Origin of the sequence: Micromonospora polyrhachis, from assembly GCF_014203835.1 — a bacterium.
In the GTDB taxonomy this organism is placed as follows: domain Bacteria; phylum Actinomycetota; class Actinomycetes; order Mycobacteriales; family Micromonosporaceae; genus Micromonospora_H; species Micromonospora_H polyrhachis.
Window position 1 is genome coordinate 6,196,173 of the sequence record NZ_JACHJW010000001.1, and the last position, 16,797, is coordinate 6,212,969.

The window sequence follows — 16,797 nt, forward strand, 5'->3', positions numbered from 1 at the left end:
ATGGGTGGTCTCCGGTTTCTTCCCTGGGTCCGCGAGGGCCTCACCCGGGTGATCTCCACTCCCGACCCGCTCACCGGGGCGCTGCCCAGCGCCCGCGCCCAGTTGTCCCTGTCGGTCACCGCACAGGGCCTGGACACCAGCACCGATGAGGTCTCCGAGATCGTCGGTACGACCACCGGCCTGCTGTACGGGCCGGGCGACGTCACCGGCATCGACGCCCAACAGGTCATCCGGAGCTTCCCGGCCCCCGGCGCCGAGAACGCCGACGTCACCCTTTTCGCCGCCGTCGAGTTCGACCGACCAGACCTGCCCTGGCTCTACACCCCGGCCAGCCCCGACGAGCAGGGCCGCCTGCGGCCCTGGTTGGTGCTGGTGGTGGTGCCGGTCGCCCCGGACGGCGACACGGTGACGACGGTGCCTGGGCAGGCCCTGGCCCGGTTGTCCACCACAGTCGGGGAACTACCCGCGCTCGCCGAGTCCTGGGCCTGGGCACACGCGCAGGTGCTGCTCACCACCGAGACCGAGGACGTCTCGAAGGTCATCGCGGACGCGCCGGAGCGCAACCTCTCCCGGCTGATCTGCCCACGCCGGCTGGCTGCCGACCTGGACTACGTCGCGGCGGTGGTGCCCGCCTTCGCCGCGGGTGTCGCGGCAGGGCTCGGCCTACCGGTGGACGACGACGGCCCGCTGGTCCCCGCCTGGGGGCCCGGCTCGTCACACACCAGCCCCGACAGCCGGATCATCCTGCCGGTCTACCACCACTGGACGTTTCGCACCGGGCCGGATGGTGACTTCGAGTCGCTGTCCCGCCGGTTGCGGGCCCGGCCGCTCCCCACTGACGTGGGCCGTCGACCGGTCGACGTCGCGGCGGCCGGCGGCGGGCTGCCCGAGATCGAACCGGCCGGTGTCGAGGGGCGGTCGGTGCTGGCCTTCGAAGGGGCGCTCGCCTCGCCCAGCATGCGGCCCAGCGTCTGGGATCCGGCGGTCGCCGACCCCTGGCAGGCCACCATGCGCAGCCTGTTGGAGCACGCCGACGACCGGCTCACCCCGCCCCTCTACGGCGAGGTGCACCTTCAGGAGGGACGGGTGCCGCCGCCGGGCGAACAACCACTGTGGCTGGCCGGGTTGAACCTCGATCCCCGCTACCGGGCCGCCGCCGCGCTCGGCACGCAGGTGGTGCAGAAACACCAGGAGGAGCTGGCCGCTGCCGCGTGGGAACGCGCCGCCCAGCTGCGCGAGGTCAACGAGCAACTACGCCGGGGACAGGCGGCCCGGGACACCGCCGGTGCGCTCTTCGCCAAGCGGGTCGACCCGCAGGCACCCGGCCGGGCACTGCGCGACGACCAACTCGTCGCCCTGACCCAACCCGTGCACGACCTGGTCACCCCGCCCGCCCCGGGTGCCCTGGCCGGACCCCGCGCCGGGCGGACCACCGGTGTCGGGCGGGCCGCCGACGCGCCGGCCCCGGCGCTGGACGAGGTCCTCGACGGCAACACCGGAGCCAAGGCGGCGACCTCCCCGGCGTTCCGCCGGCTCGCCCGGCCCCGAGGACCGCTCGCCCGGCGGCTGCGGCCCACCGGCGCGGCCCCCGCCCCGCTGCCCCGACTGGCCGCCGGCACCAGTCCGGTGCCCGCCGCCCGTATCCCGGCCGGCGGCACCGTCTTCGACACGCTGGTCCCGCCCGGCCAGGGCATCGGGTCGTTGACCCGGGCCGCGATCGAGGCCGCCGCCCGTAACCCGTGGTGGCACACCTCCGGTGGGCACGGGCTCGCCGCGGACCGGCTGGTGCCGTACCACACCCCGACCGCGCTGGCCGCCGCGGCTGACGACCCGGTCACCACCCTGGCCAGCAACGGCGGTGACCTGCTCGGCACCGACCGGTTCTTCGTCGCCGCCGCCGACGGGCGGCTCTTCGAGCGCCGTCGGCTGGACGAGGTGTGGGTGTGGCGAGACCATGGCGCCCCGCCCGGCACCTGGGTCGCCACCTCCGGCTCCACCATCGCCCCCGACCGGGTGTACGTCCGGGGCCGCGACAGCCGTCTCTGGGAACGTCGCTACGACGGCGACCGGTGGGTGTGGAACGACTGCGGCGCGCCCGGCGGTGGCCTGGCCAGCCGGCCCAACACCGCCGGCAACGATGTGTACGTGCTCGGCCGGGACGGCAGCCTGTACCGCTTCGACAGCGTCGGGCGCGGCTGGGTCTCGCTCGGTGCTCCGCAGCTCAACCAGTACGAGCGGCTGTGGGGCTCGCCGCGCCCCTACCCCGACGGGGTGTACGTGGCCACCTCCGGCCAGCGGCTGTTCCGCTGGGCTGGTGGCTCTTGGGGCCAGATCGGGGCCGGCCAGGCCCCGCCGATCTGGGGCTCGCCCGCCTCCTACCACCGGTTCAGCTCGGCCAACCGGGATTACGAGGGCTTTGGTTTCGCCTACCTGACCCCGACCGGGGAACTGGTCACCAAGCGGATCAACCTGCCCGACTTCCACAACCACGGCCGGCCCGGACCGGTGCCGCCCCCGCCATCGAACATCCGGATCGTGTCGCTGGCGCAGCAGACCGCGCAGATCGCCGTCGACGAGGAAACCGACATGCTGGTGCTGGCGCACCCCGAGGGCAACCCCTCGGACCTGCGCCTGTACGGCCGCTACGAGCACTACCACGACGGGCACGGCATCTACTACTGGTACTGGCACGAGATCGGGCGGCCCGCCAACGGGCTCGCCCCGCACCGGCCGGGACCGGTCACCGGGGACGAGCGTGACGGGGAAGTCTTCGTCAAGACCGCCGACGGGCGGCTTGCCGCGCTCTCCTGGGGATACCGGGGCTACGGCTGGGTCGACCACGGCACCCCGGCCGACCCGCGTGGTACCGGTCGGGACGACGCCCCGGCCCCCGCCGACCGTCGGTTCGTACCCCGGGTCGGCCTGCTCTCCTCACTGCTCGTCTCATACACGGTGGACGAGGGGGCGGGCAGCCGGATCCGGTGCCAACTCGGGCACAACGTCGGCGAGGACGGCGCGCTGCGCGAGAACGACCTCACCCCGGCGGTCGCCGGCCCGCTCAGCACGGTGAAGGCGCGCGCCACCGCCACCACCGTGACCGGGCTGCTCACCGCCGACGGGCGACTGCACCTGATCGCGGTGGCGGCGCTCACCGGCGGCCGGCTGGCGTACTGGGTGGGCCGCGACGTGGACGCGTCCGGGACCGCCACCGGTGGCTGGACCGGCCCGTACGAGCTGGTCGACCCGGTCAGCCCGTACGCGAGCGCGGTCGACGTCACCGTCGCCGACCTGGACGGGGACGGCCGCCCCGAACTCGTCATCGGGTACGCGGTCAGCGGCCCGGACCCGGCCGCCAACCGGGTGCTCTACCGGGTCGGGTGGGGGCTGGACGACACCGGCCAGGTCACCCGGGGGTGGAGCGACTCGCTGCCCACCCCGTACACCTTCAACGAAATCCACTCCATCGGGGTGGAGATCGTCGACATGACCGGCGACCACGTACCCGACCTGCTGGTCTTCGTAGGCGGTCGGGCTGTCGGCGGGGCGCAGGTGGCCCGATACTTCACCGGTCGGGGGATCAACCGGCGGGGCCGGGTCGCCGACAGTGCCTGGACCGGCCAACTCGGGGTGCCCGACCAGGCGGCGGTCGCCTCGGGCACCGGTGCCGGGATCGCCGTCGCGGACATCACCGGCACCCGCCGCCCCGACCTGGTCGTCGTCTACCGCTCGGCCATCAACGGCCTGCGCTGCCAGGTCGCGTTCGACCTGGACGAGGCGGGCGTTCCGGCGTACTGGAGTCCGATCCTGATCGTCCGGGGTGCGGCCGACACCAGCACCGGTCGAGGCTGTGCGGTGACCATCGCCGACCTGCGCGCCGACCTGGTTGCCGACCGGGCCCGGATGGGCGACGCCTTCATGGCCGCCGCCGCCAACCATCAGGGGCGGCTCGCCCCCGCCCAGGCGCTGGCCCACGACGACCAGCCGGCCCAGGTCGAACTTGGCCCGGCGGCGAACGCGGTCCGCGGCACCGTCGAGCCGGAGGTCGCGGTGGCCGGCGAGGTGCTCGCCGGGCTCAGCGTCGACGGCCGACCGTTGGTGCAGGCGGTGCCGGACACCGGGGACCCGATGCGTCGGCTGCTGGCCGGGGTGACCTTCGACGTCCCGGCGTACGAACTGCTGCGCGGGCTCTCCCAGGAGAACGTGGTGCCGAACCTGCCGGCCGTGGCACCGGAGACGATGACCGCGCTGGCCGCCAACCCCCGCTTCATCGAGGCGTTCCTGGTGGGGCTCAACCACGAGATGAGCCGGGAGATGCTGTGGCGGGAGTTCCCGGCCGACCCGAGGCAGACCTGGTTCCGCCAGTTCTGGGACGTACGGGGCGCGATGGCGGCCGGTGCGCCGCTGACCGACATCCCGCCGCTGACCGACGTCGCGTGGCGCAGCGGTCCGCTGGGCACCCACCTCACCGCCGTTGGTGCGCCCGGTGAGCAGTCGCTGGTGCTGGTGATCCGGGGTGAGGTGCTGCGCCGATTCCCGTCCACCATCGTCACCATGCGCCGGGCCCGGTGGACCGGCCCGCAGGAGCGGGAGACCACCGGCGACGACATCCTGCCGATCTTCAACGCCTGGCTCTCGCCGGACCTGCTGCTATTCGGGTTCCCGTTCACCGCCGAGGTCGCCCGGGGCGCAGCCACCGAGGCGGCCGGCGACCCGGGCTACTTCTTCGTCCTCCGGGAGCAGCCGACCGCGCCCCGCTTCGGGCTCGACCTGGAGCCGGAGGAGTGGATCCCACCGACGTCACCGCCACCGTGGCTGGGGGAGCACTGGGACGACCTGCACTGGGGCTATCTGCCGGCCGGTGCCCGGTTCCTCTCCCCGTACGCGCCGGGAATGCCCAGCGATGCGGTGGACGGTGCGGTCTTCGGCCGTACCGCCGCCGACATGGCGCGGGTGGCCCTGCAACGTCCCGTCATGCTCGCCCGTCACGCCAGTGACCTGCTACTACCGCCGGAGCCACGATGACCCTGCCACTGGCCGACGCCCTGCCACAGACCCCGTGGACCCTCTCCACCTGGTATCCGGTGGTGCTGCTGCCGGTCCGGCTGGAGACCCGGTTCGACCAGGCCGCCCTGAAGATCCGCGTCTACCCCGACCAGATCCACATCGACGACCACGAGCCCGGTCTCACCGCCGAGGAGGAGGCTGCTGGGCGGACGTACTGGGGCGGCCTACCCGCCGGCACCGCCGGCACCGCCGGCCCGACCACCGGCGACCGGCCGGCGCGAACCATCGGGACCCCGGACGACACCGCCTGGGCCGAACTGGTCCGCCGCTTCGGCGAGCAGCGGGCCGGCTGGATCGCCCGGGTGATGGAGCCGGACCAGACCACCGGCGACTTCCCGGACCCGCTGGACCGGCCGGGGCCGTGGTGCGACCCGGCCCGGGTGCGGCTGCTGCCCAGTCAGTGGATCGCCGTTGGCCGGACCAGCACCGGCGTGCTCTTCTCCGGTACCTCCGGCCCGGTCACCCGGGACCTGGCCGCCGGTTTCACCCCGCTCCGCCCCGACCAGCCCTCGGCCGGCACCCCGCTCGACGAGTTGCCGCCGGAGTCCGTACCGGTCGACGACGGCATGCGATGGATGGTCGACTACGCCGCCGCCCAGGCGGTCGGGATGGCGTTCCCGGTCACCGTGCCGGTGGACGGTACGGGCCGACCGCTGCCGATCGCCCGGTTGCTCGTCTTCGGGGTCGACGCGCAAAGCGCGCCCGACCTTTCCGCTCGGGCGCTCGGCCGGCTCCTGGAGGCGCACGCCGCCACCGACGGCTTGGCCTTCCTGCCCCCGGCCACCCCCACCAACAACATCGAGACGGTGACCGTCACGCCCCGGCCCCCGGTTGCACCGGTCACCGGCCAGGATGCCGGCCCGACCGACCCGGAGAGCGCCGCTGAACTGGCCGCCGCCGCGCTGGCCGTGCCGCTCACCGCCGACGGCACCGACCTGCTGACGGCCACCCGCCGTCGGGCGACCCGGGCCGACGCCCCGACCGGCCTGGCCCGAGCCGTCCACGCCGGCCGCAGTGAGCGCCGAATCGAGCGGCGGGTACGGCGAGCGTTGTGGCCGGCCACCCTCGGTGGGACGCTGCGCCACCTGCTGCCCGTCGCCACCCGTGCCGAACAGGAGCAGATCCGCGACCATTTCGTCGCGCACGTGCACCCCGAGGGGCCGTTGCCGACCCTGCGGATCGGCAGTCAGCCGTACGGGTTGCTGCCGGTGGCGGCCCTGCGGTCCTGGCAGCCGAGGGGCACCGGCGAGCAGCGCGCGGTGACCGTGTTGCGCAACCTGTGGCAGCGGGTCTGGCTGACCTCTCCGGTGCTCCGGGTTCGCCCCGGGCTGGCCGACCCGGAGGCGACGATGCTGGAGATCCTGGCCACCGACGCCCGGGTGCTGGAGGTGCGGGCCCGCAGCATGCTCGGCAACGAGTACGTCAGCTGGCTGTGGCGCTTCGCCCGGCTCGACCTCGGTCCACAGTGGCGACAGCAGGTCGTCGAACCGGGCCGGGCCCTGCTGGCCGCCCTCGGCCTGGGCGGCAGCACCGATCCGCGGCTGTCCCTGGCGGTCTTCGCCAAGGAGGCGTTCGCCCTCGGCACCCCGCTGCTCGACGGAACAGCCACAGACGGAGCCGGCGGGGACGAGGCTGACCCGGTACGGGTGCACGCGTACCTCACCGCCCTGACTGCCGTCGGGCTGACCGGGGACAGTGTCCCGGCCGCCCCGGTCGGTGTCGGGCCGGTGCCGCTGTTCTACCGGCTGCTGCGGGCGGCTCTGATCGCCGAGCACTCGGCGGCGGCGGACGCCTTCGCCACCGCCGCCGGGTTGTCCTCGGCCCGCGAGATCCCCGAACCCGAGCTGGTCGACGTCCGGCCCCGGGAGTTGACCGCCACGCTCCGGCGGCGACTGGCGGTCGTGGTGCCCGACTCGGACGGGCAGACCGTCGGGACGTACCTGGCCACCCCGCAGCCGGCCGATTCTCGGCACGTGGCGGCAACCGCCGATTTGGCCGAGTTCCGTTCGGTGTTGACCGAGTTGGCCGAGGCGTTGCGCCCACCCGAGCCGCCATCGGGTGAGCCGGCCACGCCGCCGTTGCCCCCGGCCGACCTTCAGCGCTACCTGACCGGGACGCTCGGCCTGACCACGCACCGGCTGGACGCCTGGATCACGTCGCTGGCCACGGTACGACTCGACCGGACGCTGGCCGACCGTCCCGGTGACCTGCCCGCCGGGGTGCACGTCGGGGCGTACGGGTGGGTGACCGACCTGACCCCGGCGCCGCCACCGACCCGGGTGGCCCGCCCGGCGCACGTACCGGCGACCGCCGCCGGGGCCACCCTGGTCGCGGCACCGGACGGGGCCGGGCACGTGCATGCCCCGTCGGCGGCGCAGGCGGTCACCGCAGCGGTGCTGCGCAGCGCCTGGCGCTCACACGGCGGCGGGGACGACAATCCGGTCGCCGTGGACCTCTCCTCGCGGCGGGTACGCCTGGCCGAGCAGATCCTCGACGGGATGCGCTCCGGCCAGTCGCTCGGCGCGCTGTTGGGCTACCGGTTCGAGCGCGCCCTGCACGACCATCCGCAGGGACCGTTCGACCAGTACCTTCCGCTGTTCCGGCGACTCGCCCCGCTGCGCGCCCACCGGGTGGACGCCACCGAGGACGGCCGCACCGAGATCACGTCGACGGTCGAGTCGTCCGCCGTCACCGACGGGCTCGAACTGCACCGGTTGCACCGGGCCGATGCGCTCGCCCCGGAACTGGACCGGCTGCCCGGCCCGACCCGGGCCGCCGTGACCGAGGTGCTGCAGGTCCTCGCCGACAGCGCCGACGCGGTGGGCGACGTGCTGCTCGCCGAGGGGGTGCACCAACTCGCCGTCGGCGACATGAACCGCGCCGCTGCGGCCGTGGACGTCATCTCGGGGGCCGCCACCAGCCCACCGCAACTGCACGTCACCCGTACGCCCAACAGCGGGGTGCCGATCACCCACCGGGTGATGGTGCTGTTCAACCTGGACAGCCGCTTCGACGACCTGCGTATGGACTGGCCGGCGACCCGCCACGAGCGGCCCCGGATCGTCGGCGCGGCGGCCGACGCCCTCGTCTCGGCGCTACTGCCACCGGCGAACCGGGTGTTCTGGCGGATGCGCTGGCACGCGCCGGACGGCTTGGTGGCCACGCCGTACGTCGAGGCGAGCCTGGACACCCTGCAGATTCCGGCCATCGACCTGGTCACCGCGCCACCGCATCCGGCCGCGCCGGATGACGCGGACTTGGACCGCCAGCTCGAACTGCTCGCCTGGGACCGGTTCGCGCCGGCCGAGGTGACCCCGCAGTGGCGGCTCGAACTGGACTACGAGCACCGTCCCGGGGATCGGGGCGACCGGGTCAGCCTGGCCGAGTTCCTGCACACCGTCACCGCGCTGCGGGACCTGCTGGGCCGGGGCCGGCAGGTGCTCGCCGCCGACCTGAGCGACGAACCGGGTCTCGCCCCGCAGTACGACCCGGTCACCCGGGCCGAGGCCGACGAGCTGTGGCAGGCCGCCCGTACCGTGGCCGAGGACCTGGCGGCGGTCGGCTCGCCCGGCGACCCGGGGTGGGACGAGGACGCCGTCCGGGTGCTGCTGCGCCCCGCCATCGGATTCGGGGTGGTCGGCGCGGTGCCGCCGCTGCCCAGTCCGGAAACCGGGGAGTCAGCGGCCGGTCACCGGCCTGGGGAGGCGGTGGCCGAGGCCGCCCGTAACGCCGCCGCCGAATTGACCCGCCGACTGGCCGCGCACTGCCGGTTGGTGGCGCAGCGGGTCGGGCGTACGCCGTGCCCGGCGGGGGCCTGTGGCTGCGTTCCCGACGCCGAGTTCGACGATCCGGCCACCCCACCGGAGCAGCGTCGGGAGTTCCAGGTGGCCCGGATCCGGGCGCTGCTCGGCAACGACATGCCCGTCCTGTCGTGCACCTGGGCACCTCAGCCGGCCGTACTGTCGGCGGTGCTCGGGGCCAGTGACACGCTCCAGGGATCACCGCACGCGGTGCGCCGGTGGCTGGCCCGGTACGGCCGGGTCCGCCCCGCCGTGGGCCGACTGCAGGAGGTGCTTACCTACGCCGAGGCGCTGGACGCCGGGGGCACGGTGAAGCTCCCGCTACGGATCCGGGTGGCGCAACTGCCGTATCGGGCGGGGGACCGGTGGGTCGGCAACGCCCCACCCCGCCCGGAGACCGAGCCGCTGTCGATGGTCGTGGTCTCCCTCGGCGAGCTGGACCTCAGTCGGCCGGTGCACGGTCTGCTGGTGGACGAGTGGACCGAGGTGGTCCCGGCCGGTCGGGCGCAGACCGCTCTCACCTTCGAGTACGACGCCCCGGCCGCAGCCGCCCCGCAGGCGATCCTGCTCGCGGTACCGGCCGACGGGGCCCCGACCTGGCAACCCGCCTCGCTTGCCCAAACCCTGGAGGAGTCCCTCGATCTGGCGATCGCCCGGGCGGTCGACGTCGACTCCCTTGGGGACGCCGGTCAGTTCCTGCCGGCCACCTACCTACCCACCAACGTCGCCGAATCCGCGACGACGACGGACTTCGTTCCGGACGCGGCGGTGCCGCCAGCCGGATTGCAGGAGGGCAGATGAGCACCGACCAGTTGGCGGCCGGCGCACCGGTGGCGGATGGTGCCCAGCCGTCCGTGACGACCTGGACCCGGTTGGAGCCACGTACGCGGCGGGAGGACATGAGCCCGTCGCTGGAGGCCCGTACCGCCGACCCGCTGTGGCTGCTGGCCCGGCAGTGGCAGTTCGGTGAGTTCACCGGGGAGGACGCCGGTTCCCCGGTGGCTGCCCGGGTGCACGCCGAGGTGGCCGCGTTCACCCGGTACCGCCCCGGTGGGCGCTCTGGCAGCACGGTGCCCATGCCGTCCGGCGTACCGCTGGAGGCGCTGGTCGAGCGGGAGACCGCGGCCACCGCCGACGACCTGCGGTTCGCGGCCGAGACGGGGCAGCACTTCCTGCGGTTGCTCGCCGCTGCCGGGGCCGGCTCGCTCGCTTCGGCGATCATCGACCGTTTTCGGATCCCGGAGGTGCCGGTGGATGCGCCGTCGGCGACCGACCCGGCCACCGCCGGTTACCTGCGGCTGGTGGCCGGTCGGGTGCCGCATGGCGACCAGGTGTTGCGGGCCTGCGCCGACGGCTCGTTCCTGACCGAGGTCGAAGTCCCGGAGGCGCTGCGGGAGACGGTGCGGACGGTGATCGCCGAGTGGCTGGCCTGGCTGGGGGTACCGGACCGTCCGGCGGGTCCGCCCGCCGGCTACCTGCTGCAACTGCCGGCGGTGATCTCGCCCGGGGTGGATCCCCGGCCCCAGACGCCGCCGTGGCCGGCGGCGGAGTTCCACCCGGTGATCAGTACCCCCGGCCTGGAGGGCAGCGCCTGGCAGCGGGAACGGCTGGAGCACGAGTTCGCCATCGGTGCCGCCGGTTCGGCTGGCGAGGTGGTCCTCACCGCCCACGAGTACGACGGCGACCGGCTGGACTGGTACCACTTCGACCACGAGCCGGACGAGACGTTGCAGAGCGTGGCCTCGGTCGAGGACGTCGTCCGGATCACCCTGCCCACGCCGGTGAGCTACGCCGGGATGCCGGCGGTCCGGTTCTGGGAGATGGAGGACTCCCGGGTCAACCTGGCCCAGATCGGCGCGAGCGCCGGTGACCTGGCCCGGATGTTCCTGATGGAGTACGGCCTGGTCTACGCCAACGACCACTTCCTCGTCCCCCTGGAACTGCCGGTCGGTTCCGCGACCCGGATTCGGTCGCTGATCGTGACCGACACGTTCGGTGGGCAGACCCTGGTGCCGCCGGCCCCCGGGGGCCGGGGCTGGGCCTTGTTCCGCCCCGCCAGCGCGGCGACCGGTGATCCGGCCGACGTGCTGGTGCTGCCGGCCACCGTCGCGGCGACCACGGATTCCGAGCCGGTGGAGGAGGTCCGGTTCGGGCGGGACGAGATGGCGAACCTGGCCTGGGCGATCGAGCGGACGGTCACCGGCGCGACCGGCCGGGGCATCGACCGGACCGCCCAGGTCGGCCGGGCCGCCGTACCGGAGCGGCCAGCGGTGCCACCGGCCGTCGACCCGGTAACCGGGCAGCCGGTGAACGTCCCGGACGCCTCGTACGCCTTCGCCACCACCGTGCCGGAGAACTGGGTGCCGCTGCTGCCCAAACCCTTCGAGGGCGACCCGACCTCGGTACGACTGCACCGCGTGCCGTTGCAGCAGCCGACCCGCGACGGGGAGCCGATCGCGGTGACCGGTCACAGCCGGGTGCTGGACTGGCGGACCCGTTCCGGCGGCACCGAACTGGTCGAGTTGGCCATCCCGGAGGAGGAGGTGCCGCGCGCCGGGGCCCGGGTGGTGCGCCAGTGGCAACTGGCCCGGTGGACCGACGGTTCGGTGCACCTCTGGCTCGGCCGGGCGAAGCACACCGGCGGCGGGGAAGCCTCCAGCGGTCTGCGCTACGACGTCGTGGAGCACCGGTGAACCGCCCCTCCCAGTTCCTTCTGACCACCCACCCGTACTCGCGGAGACGACGATGACGATCACCTGGAAGAACGGTTCGCCGCTGCCGATGGCCCGGCCCCGCTACTACGACCACCAGTATCTGCGCGCCACCGACCTGGCCCAGGCGGTGGACTATCTACTTGCCCGGCAGAACCTGGTCGCCCGGCTGCTGCACCCGGTGGGCGTGGTGAAGGGGCTGACCCTCACCCCGACCGGCAGTGACGTCACCGTCGGCGAGGGGGTGGCCGTCGACACCGACGGCTCGGTCATCGTGGTGCCGGAGGACCGGCGGGTCGCCCTGACCGCCGATGGCACGTTCTACGTGTCGCTGCGCTACCGGGAGTGGCTCACCGACCGCCGGGACGAGGGCGGGGTGGCGGCAGAGACTCGCTGGACCGAGGAGGGACAGGTCGAGGTGACCACGGCCCGGCCGGCGGACCCGAACCGTTCCGTCGTCCTCGGTCGGGTCACCCGCAACCAGGGTGTGGTTACCGTGGACAGCACCGACCGGGTGGTGGCCGGACTGCGGGTGCCGGTCGGGGCGATCGTTCCCGCGATCGGCAACTCCCGGCAGGCCGGGATCCAGTTCCCCAGCGACCCCGGGGGCGGCGTCGGCGACGAGGCGTTCATTCGCTACTTCGCCACCTCGGGCGGGAACACGGTGCTGCGTCTCGGGGTCGGCAACGAGGCCGAGGACGCGATCGACTTCTACCAGGCCGGTGCGAACCGGCTGCGGATCAGCCGGTCGATGCTGCAACTGGGCAGTCTGGACGGCGGCACCGTCGTCGCCGACCAGGTGGTCGCCGGGCTCGGCTTCTGGGGGCCGGGGGCGCAGCACGCGCAGTTCTCGTTCCGCGCCGGCCGGGGCTTCGAACTGGTCGACCGGAGCAACGACGGGCCCAGCCTGGACTACGGGTTGCACAGCCGGGCGTACACCGATCTGGAGCTGCGGGAGCTGCGGGCCGCCACCGTACGGGGCCGGGGTGGGCTGGGGCTGGTCACCGACGGCACGATGACCGTACGGTCGGCGGGCGGCCTGCACCTGATCAAGGAAGCCGGGGCCAGCGGTGACCTGAGCGTGCAGGGCAATCTGGCGGTCGGCGGCGACATCTACCTGGGGGCCAGCCGTTACGTCACCGCCAACGGCCGGATGCACCTCAACGGCTCGGAGCGGCTCTACCTGCTCAACCACAGTGGCGTCTACATCGGCTACGGCGGCAGCGGTGCCGGCCCGGAGACGGGTTGCCTCTGGGTGGAGAACCGAGGCTTCATCGGCGGCAACGCCCAGATCAACGGCACCCTCGGGGTGCGGGTGAGCCCGAACTCGCTGCCCGACTGGAGCGGCGGCGGGATCGGCACCTTCGACATGTTCGTCTCCGGGGCGCTCTATGCCGGTCCGCTCGGCGGGCCGTACCCCGTCGCGATCGACGCCGCCGGGCGGATTCAGGGCAAGACCAAGCAGTTCGTCATCGACCACCCGTTGGACGATCCGGCGGACCCGAACCGCCGGGTGCTCGTACACGCCGCGGTGGAGGGGCCGGAGAACGGCGTCTACTACCGGGGTGAGGGACAGCTCGTCGACGGGGCGGCCACCGTCGAACTGCCCACATACTTCGAGGCGTTGACCCGTCCGGAGGGCCGTACCGTCCAGCTCACCCCGGTCTTCGAGGACGACGAGCCGGTGTCGCCGCTGGCGGCGTCGCGGGTCGCGGCCGGCGAGTTCCGGGTACGCACCGTCGACGGTGCGAAGGCATCGCACACCTTCTACTGGCAGGTCTCCGCGATCCGGGCCGACCTGGAGCCACTGGAGACGGAGGTGCCGGCCGCCTCGATCCAGTCGCGTCGACCGGCGGTGCCGAGTAGGACAGCCGGTCTCAGTCTCGCCCCGGACCTCACCGTCTGAGCCCGAGCTGGTGCTGTTCGCCTGACAGTGCCACGGCCGCATTCCTCAAACCGGAGGGGTGCGGCCGTGGCACATAGTCAACTCAGCACGCCGGTCAGGGCGCCGGTGAGTACGGCGTCGAACCGGTCGTGGGGGTTGACGCGCCGAGGGGTAACCACTCGCTGTCGAGTGAGAGGGGATTGCGGTGGGGCCTGATGTGTCGATGATCGTCACCTGCTGAAGAATCGACGGTGTGGCCGTAGAACTGATCACCGACCCGGACGACGAGCGGATCGCCGACTATCGGGCGCTCACCGATGTCGAGCTGCGTACCCGTTGGGAGCCGCCGCACGGCCTGTTCATCGCCGAGGGAGAGCTGGTGCTGCGTCGGGCGCTGCGGGCTGGCTATCGCCCACGTTCGTTCCTGGTCGACGCCAAGCGGATCGACCAGCTCGGTGATCTGGCCGAGTCCGGGCCGGCGTATGCGGCCAGCCAGACGGTGCTGGAGGCGGTCACCGGGTTCCACGTCCACCGGGGGGTGCTGGCGTCGTTCCACCGCAAGCCCCTGCCGGCCGCGTCGGAGGTGCTGGCCGCCGCTCGGCGCGTGGCCATCCTCGAGGACGTCAACAACCACACCAACATCGGGGCGGTCTACCGGGGGGCAGCGGCCCTCGGCATCGACGCGGTGCTGCTCTCGCCATCCTGTGCCGACCCGCTCTACCGCCGGAGCGTACGGGTCAGCATGGGTGAGGTGTTCGCGGTGCCGTACGCGACGCTGGAACCCTGGCCCGACGGTCTGGCCCAGGTGCGTGCGGCCGGCTTCACGGTGCTGGCCCTGACCCCGGCCCCCGACGCGGTGGCGATCCAGCGGCTGACCGCCGAGCAGCGTGCGCGTACCGCCCTACTGCTCGGTGCCGAGGGGGCCGGTCTGACCCGGGCAGCCCAGGCAGCCAGCGACGTACGGGTGGTCATCCCGATGCGGCGGGAGGTCGACTCGCTCAACGTCGCCGCCGCCGCTGCGGTGGCCTTCTGGGAGTTGGGCCGCGAGGATCCGATCTGACGGTCAGCAGGGCTGGGCTGATCTCGGCCAGGTCCCACCGCGTCCGGTAGCGAGAATCTATGCGTTGGGGTCGCGAAGACCGACTGCGTCGTGCCGCCAGAACGGCTCCGCGTAGACCAGCGTCCCGGTCATCCACGGCTTGTACCCGGGGAGCCTGATGGCTTGGAACGCGCCATCCGGGATGCGCAGGGACGGCTTTCGGAACCCCTGGTCGCCACCGGGCGCAAATCCGAAACGTGCGTAATAGCGCGGATCGCCCTCCAGGAAGACGAGGGTGACGGTCCGTTCGGCGAGAACCCTCAGTCCGTGTCGGACCAGCACCGACCCGATGCCCCGCCCCTGGTGTTCGGGCAGGACGGCCAACGGACTGAGCACCTGGACCTCGACCAGCCGCCGAGGGGCGTCGAGAAGGCTGCGGGTGAACATGATGTGCCCGACGATCTGTCCGTCATGCTCCGCGACCAGCGAGAGACCATCCGAAGGTGTGATGCTGTCCCGCAGGGTGTCGACCAGGTCGGCTACGACCCGGCCGTGGTCGGCACCGAACGCCTGAAGGTGCAAATCCCGTACAGACTTCCTGTCGCCCGGGCGTTCTTCGCGGAGATCCATGCCGGGAGGGTAGGGAGCGTTCCTGACCGCTCGCACATGTTTTTTGGGCCCGAGGACGCCGAGGTGCCCCCCTGAGCCGTACGCCGTCGACTCCGGCAGTGGGCAGCGACACGTCGTTGGGCCGGGGGAGCGGCCGACTTCTATTTGCATGATCATGCGTTGTGGCGCATAATCTTCCTGTGTCCAAGGTTCTTACCTCCCTGCCCACCGGCGAACGTGTCGGCATCGCCTTCTCCGGCGGCCTCGACACCTCGGTCGCGGTCGCGTGGATGCGCGACAAGGGCGCCGTTCCCTGCGCCTACACCGCCGACATCGGCCAGTACGACGAGCCCGACATCGACTCGGTGCCCGGTCGCGCGCTCAGCTACGGCGCCGAGGTCGCCCGCCTGGTCGACTGCCGTGCCGCTCTGGTCGAGGAGGGCTTGGCGGCGTTGACCTGCGGGGCCTTCCACATCCGCTCGGGCGGGCGGGCGTACTTCAACACCACCCCGCTGGGTCGCGCCGTGACCGGCACCCTGCTGGTGCGGGCGATGATCGCCGACGACGTCCAGATCTGGGGCGACGGCTCGACCTTCAAGGGCAACGACATCGAGCGGTTCTACCGGTACGGCCTGCTGGCCAACCCGCAGCTGCGCATCTACAAGCCGTGGCTCGACACCGACTTCGTCACCGAGCTGGGTGGGCGTAAGGAGATGTCGGAGTGGCTGCTCGAACGCGACCTGCCGTACCGCGACAGCACCGAGAAGGCCTACTCCACCGACGCCAACATCTGGGGCGCCACGCACGAGGCGAAGACCCTCGAACACCTCGACACCGGCATCGAGACGGTCAACCCGATCATGGGGGTCCGGTTCTGGGACCCGTCGGTAGAGATTCCGACCGAGGATGTCACGATCGGCTTCGACCAGGGTCGTCCGGTGACGATCAACGGTAAGGAGTTCGGCAGCCCCGTCGACCTGGTGTTGGAGGCCAACGCCATCGGCGGCCGGCACGGCCTGGGCATGTCGGACCAGATCGAGAACCGGATCATCGAGGCCAAGAGCCGGGGCATCTACGAGGCGCCCGGCATGGCGCTGCTGCACGCCGCGTACGAACGGCTGGTCAACGCCATTCACAACGAGGACACCCTGGCGAACTACCACAACGAGGGCCGCCGCCTCGGTCGGCTGATGTACGAGGGGCGCTGGCTGGACCCGCAGGCGCTGATGCTGCGTGAGTCGTTGCAGCGTTGGGTGGGCACGGCGGTCACCGGCGAGGTGACATTGCGGCTGCGTCGGGGCGAGGACTACTCGATTCTCGACACCACCGGCCCGGCGTTCAGCTACCACCCGGACAAGCTGTCGATGGAGCGTACCGAGGACTCGGCGTTCGGGCCGTCGGACCGGATCGGCCAGCTCACCATGCGCAACCTGGACATCGCCGACTCGCGGGCGAAGCTGGAGCAGTACGCCACCGTCGGCATGGTCGGCGGCGCGGCCCCGCAGCGGATGATCGGTGCCGCGCAGGCGGCCTCGACCGGACTGATCGGTGCGATGCCACAGGGCGGCGCGGAAGCCATCGCCTCCCGGGGCGTCTCCTCCGCCGACGACGAGGCCCTCGACCGCGCCGCGATGGAGTTCGGCGTCGACTGAGCGACGCCTTGGCCGGAGTCGACTGAACAACGCCTTT

The 16,797-nt window shown here is 72.7% G+C and carries 7 protein-coding genes; 6 read left to right on the top strand and 1 reads right to left on the bottom strand.

Going from position 1 to position 16,797, the window contains the following annotated elements; translation table 11 throughout:
* The 5 genes from FHR38_RS27450 to FHR38_RS27470 all read left to right on the top strand — a co-directional run bounded on the left by FHR38_RS27450 (position 1) and on the right by FHR38_RS27470 (position 14,520).
* A complete protein-coding gene (locus tag FHR38_RS27450; protein WP_184537627.1) occupies positions 1-5,022 on the top strand; it encodes a VCBS repeat-containing protein in 5,022 nt (1,673 codons plus the stop codon).
* Positions 5,019-9,665 (top strand): hypothetical protein, encoded by a 4,647-nt coding sequence (locus FHR38_RS27455; RefSeq protein ID WP_184537629.1) that lies wholly within the window; start codon positions 5,019-5,021, stop codon positions 9,663-9,665. The genes FHR38_RS27450 and FHR38_RS27455 overlap by 4 nt, the downstream gene beginning before the upstream one ends.
* Positions 9,662-11,557, top strand: a complete 1,896-nt coding sequence (locus tag FHR38_RS27460) for a hypothetical protein (protein ID WP_184537631.1) — start codon at positions 9,662-9,664, stop codon at positions 11,555-11,557. The genes FHR38_RS27455 and FHR38_RS27460 overlap by 4 nt, the downstream gene beginning before the upstream one ends.
* 52 nt (positions 11,558-11,609) lie before the next feature.
* Positions 11,610-13,481 carry a hypothetical protein gene (locus FHR38_RS27465; RefSeq protein WP_184537633.1) on the top strand — a complete coding sequence of 624 codons (1,872 nt, stop codon included), beginning with the start codon at positions 11,610-11,612 and terminating at the stop codon, positions 13,479-13,481.
* Between the two features lie 232 nt (positions 13,482-13,713).
* A complete protein-coding gene (locus FHR38_RS27470) occupies positions 13,714-14,520 on the top strand; it encodes a TrmH family RNA methyltransferase (RefSeq protein ID WP_184537635.1) in 807 nt (268 codons plus the stop codon).
* A gap of 57 nt (positions 14,521-14,577) precedes the next feature.
* Here the strand turns inward: FHR38_RS27470 and FHR38_RS27475 are convergent, their stop codons facing one another.
* Positions 14,578-15,129, bottom strand: a complete 552-nt coding sequence (locus tag FHR38_RS27475) for a GNAT family N-acetyltransferase (RefSeq protein WP_184537637.1) — start codon at positions 15,127-15,129, stop codon at positions 14,578-14,580.
* 179 nt (positions 15,130-15,308) lie between these two features.
* Here FHR38_RS27475 and argG point away from each other — a divergent pair, with 179 nt between their 5' ends.
* On the top strand, positions 15,309-16,760 hold the full coding sequence (gene argG, locus FHR38_RS27480) for an argininosuccinate synthase (RefSeq protein ID WP_184537639.1): 1,452 nt from the start codon (positions 15,309-15,311) through the stop codon (positions 16,758-16,760).
* Positions 16,761-16,797: the final 37 nt, after the last annotated feature.

Bases quoted from the DNA above. Each gene is read 5' to 3' on its own strand.
- FHR38_RS27450 (WP_184537627.1), top strand. From the start codon at position 1: ATGGGTGGTCTCCGGTTTCTTCCCTGGGTCCGCGAGGGCCTCACCCGG.
- FHR38_RS27455 (WP_184537629.1), top strand. From the start codon at position 5,019: ATGACCCTGCCACTGGCCGACGCCCTGCCACAGACCCCGTGGACCCTC.
- FHR38_RS27460 (WP_184537631.1), top strand. From the start codon at position 9,662: ATGAGCACCGACCAGTTGGCGGCCGGCGCACCGGTGGCGGATGGTGCC.
- FHR38_RS27465 (WP_184537633.1), top strand. From the start codon at position 11,610: ATGACGATCACCTGGAAGAACGGTTCGCCGCTGCCGATGGCCCGGCCC.
- FHR38_RS27475 (WP_184537637.1), bottom strand. From the start codon at position 15,129: ATGGATCTCCGCGAAGAACGCCCGGGCGACAGGAAGTCTGTACGGGAT.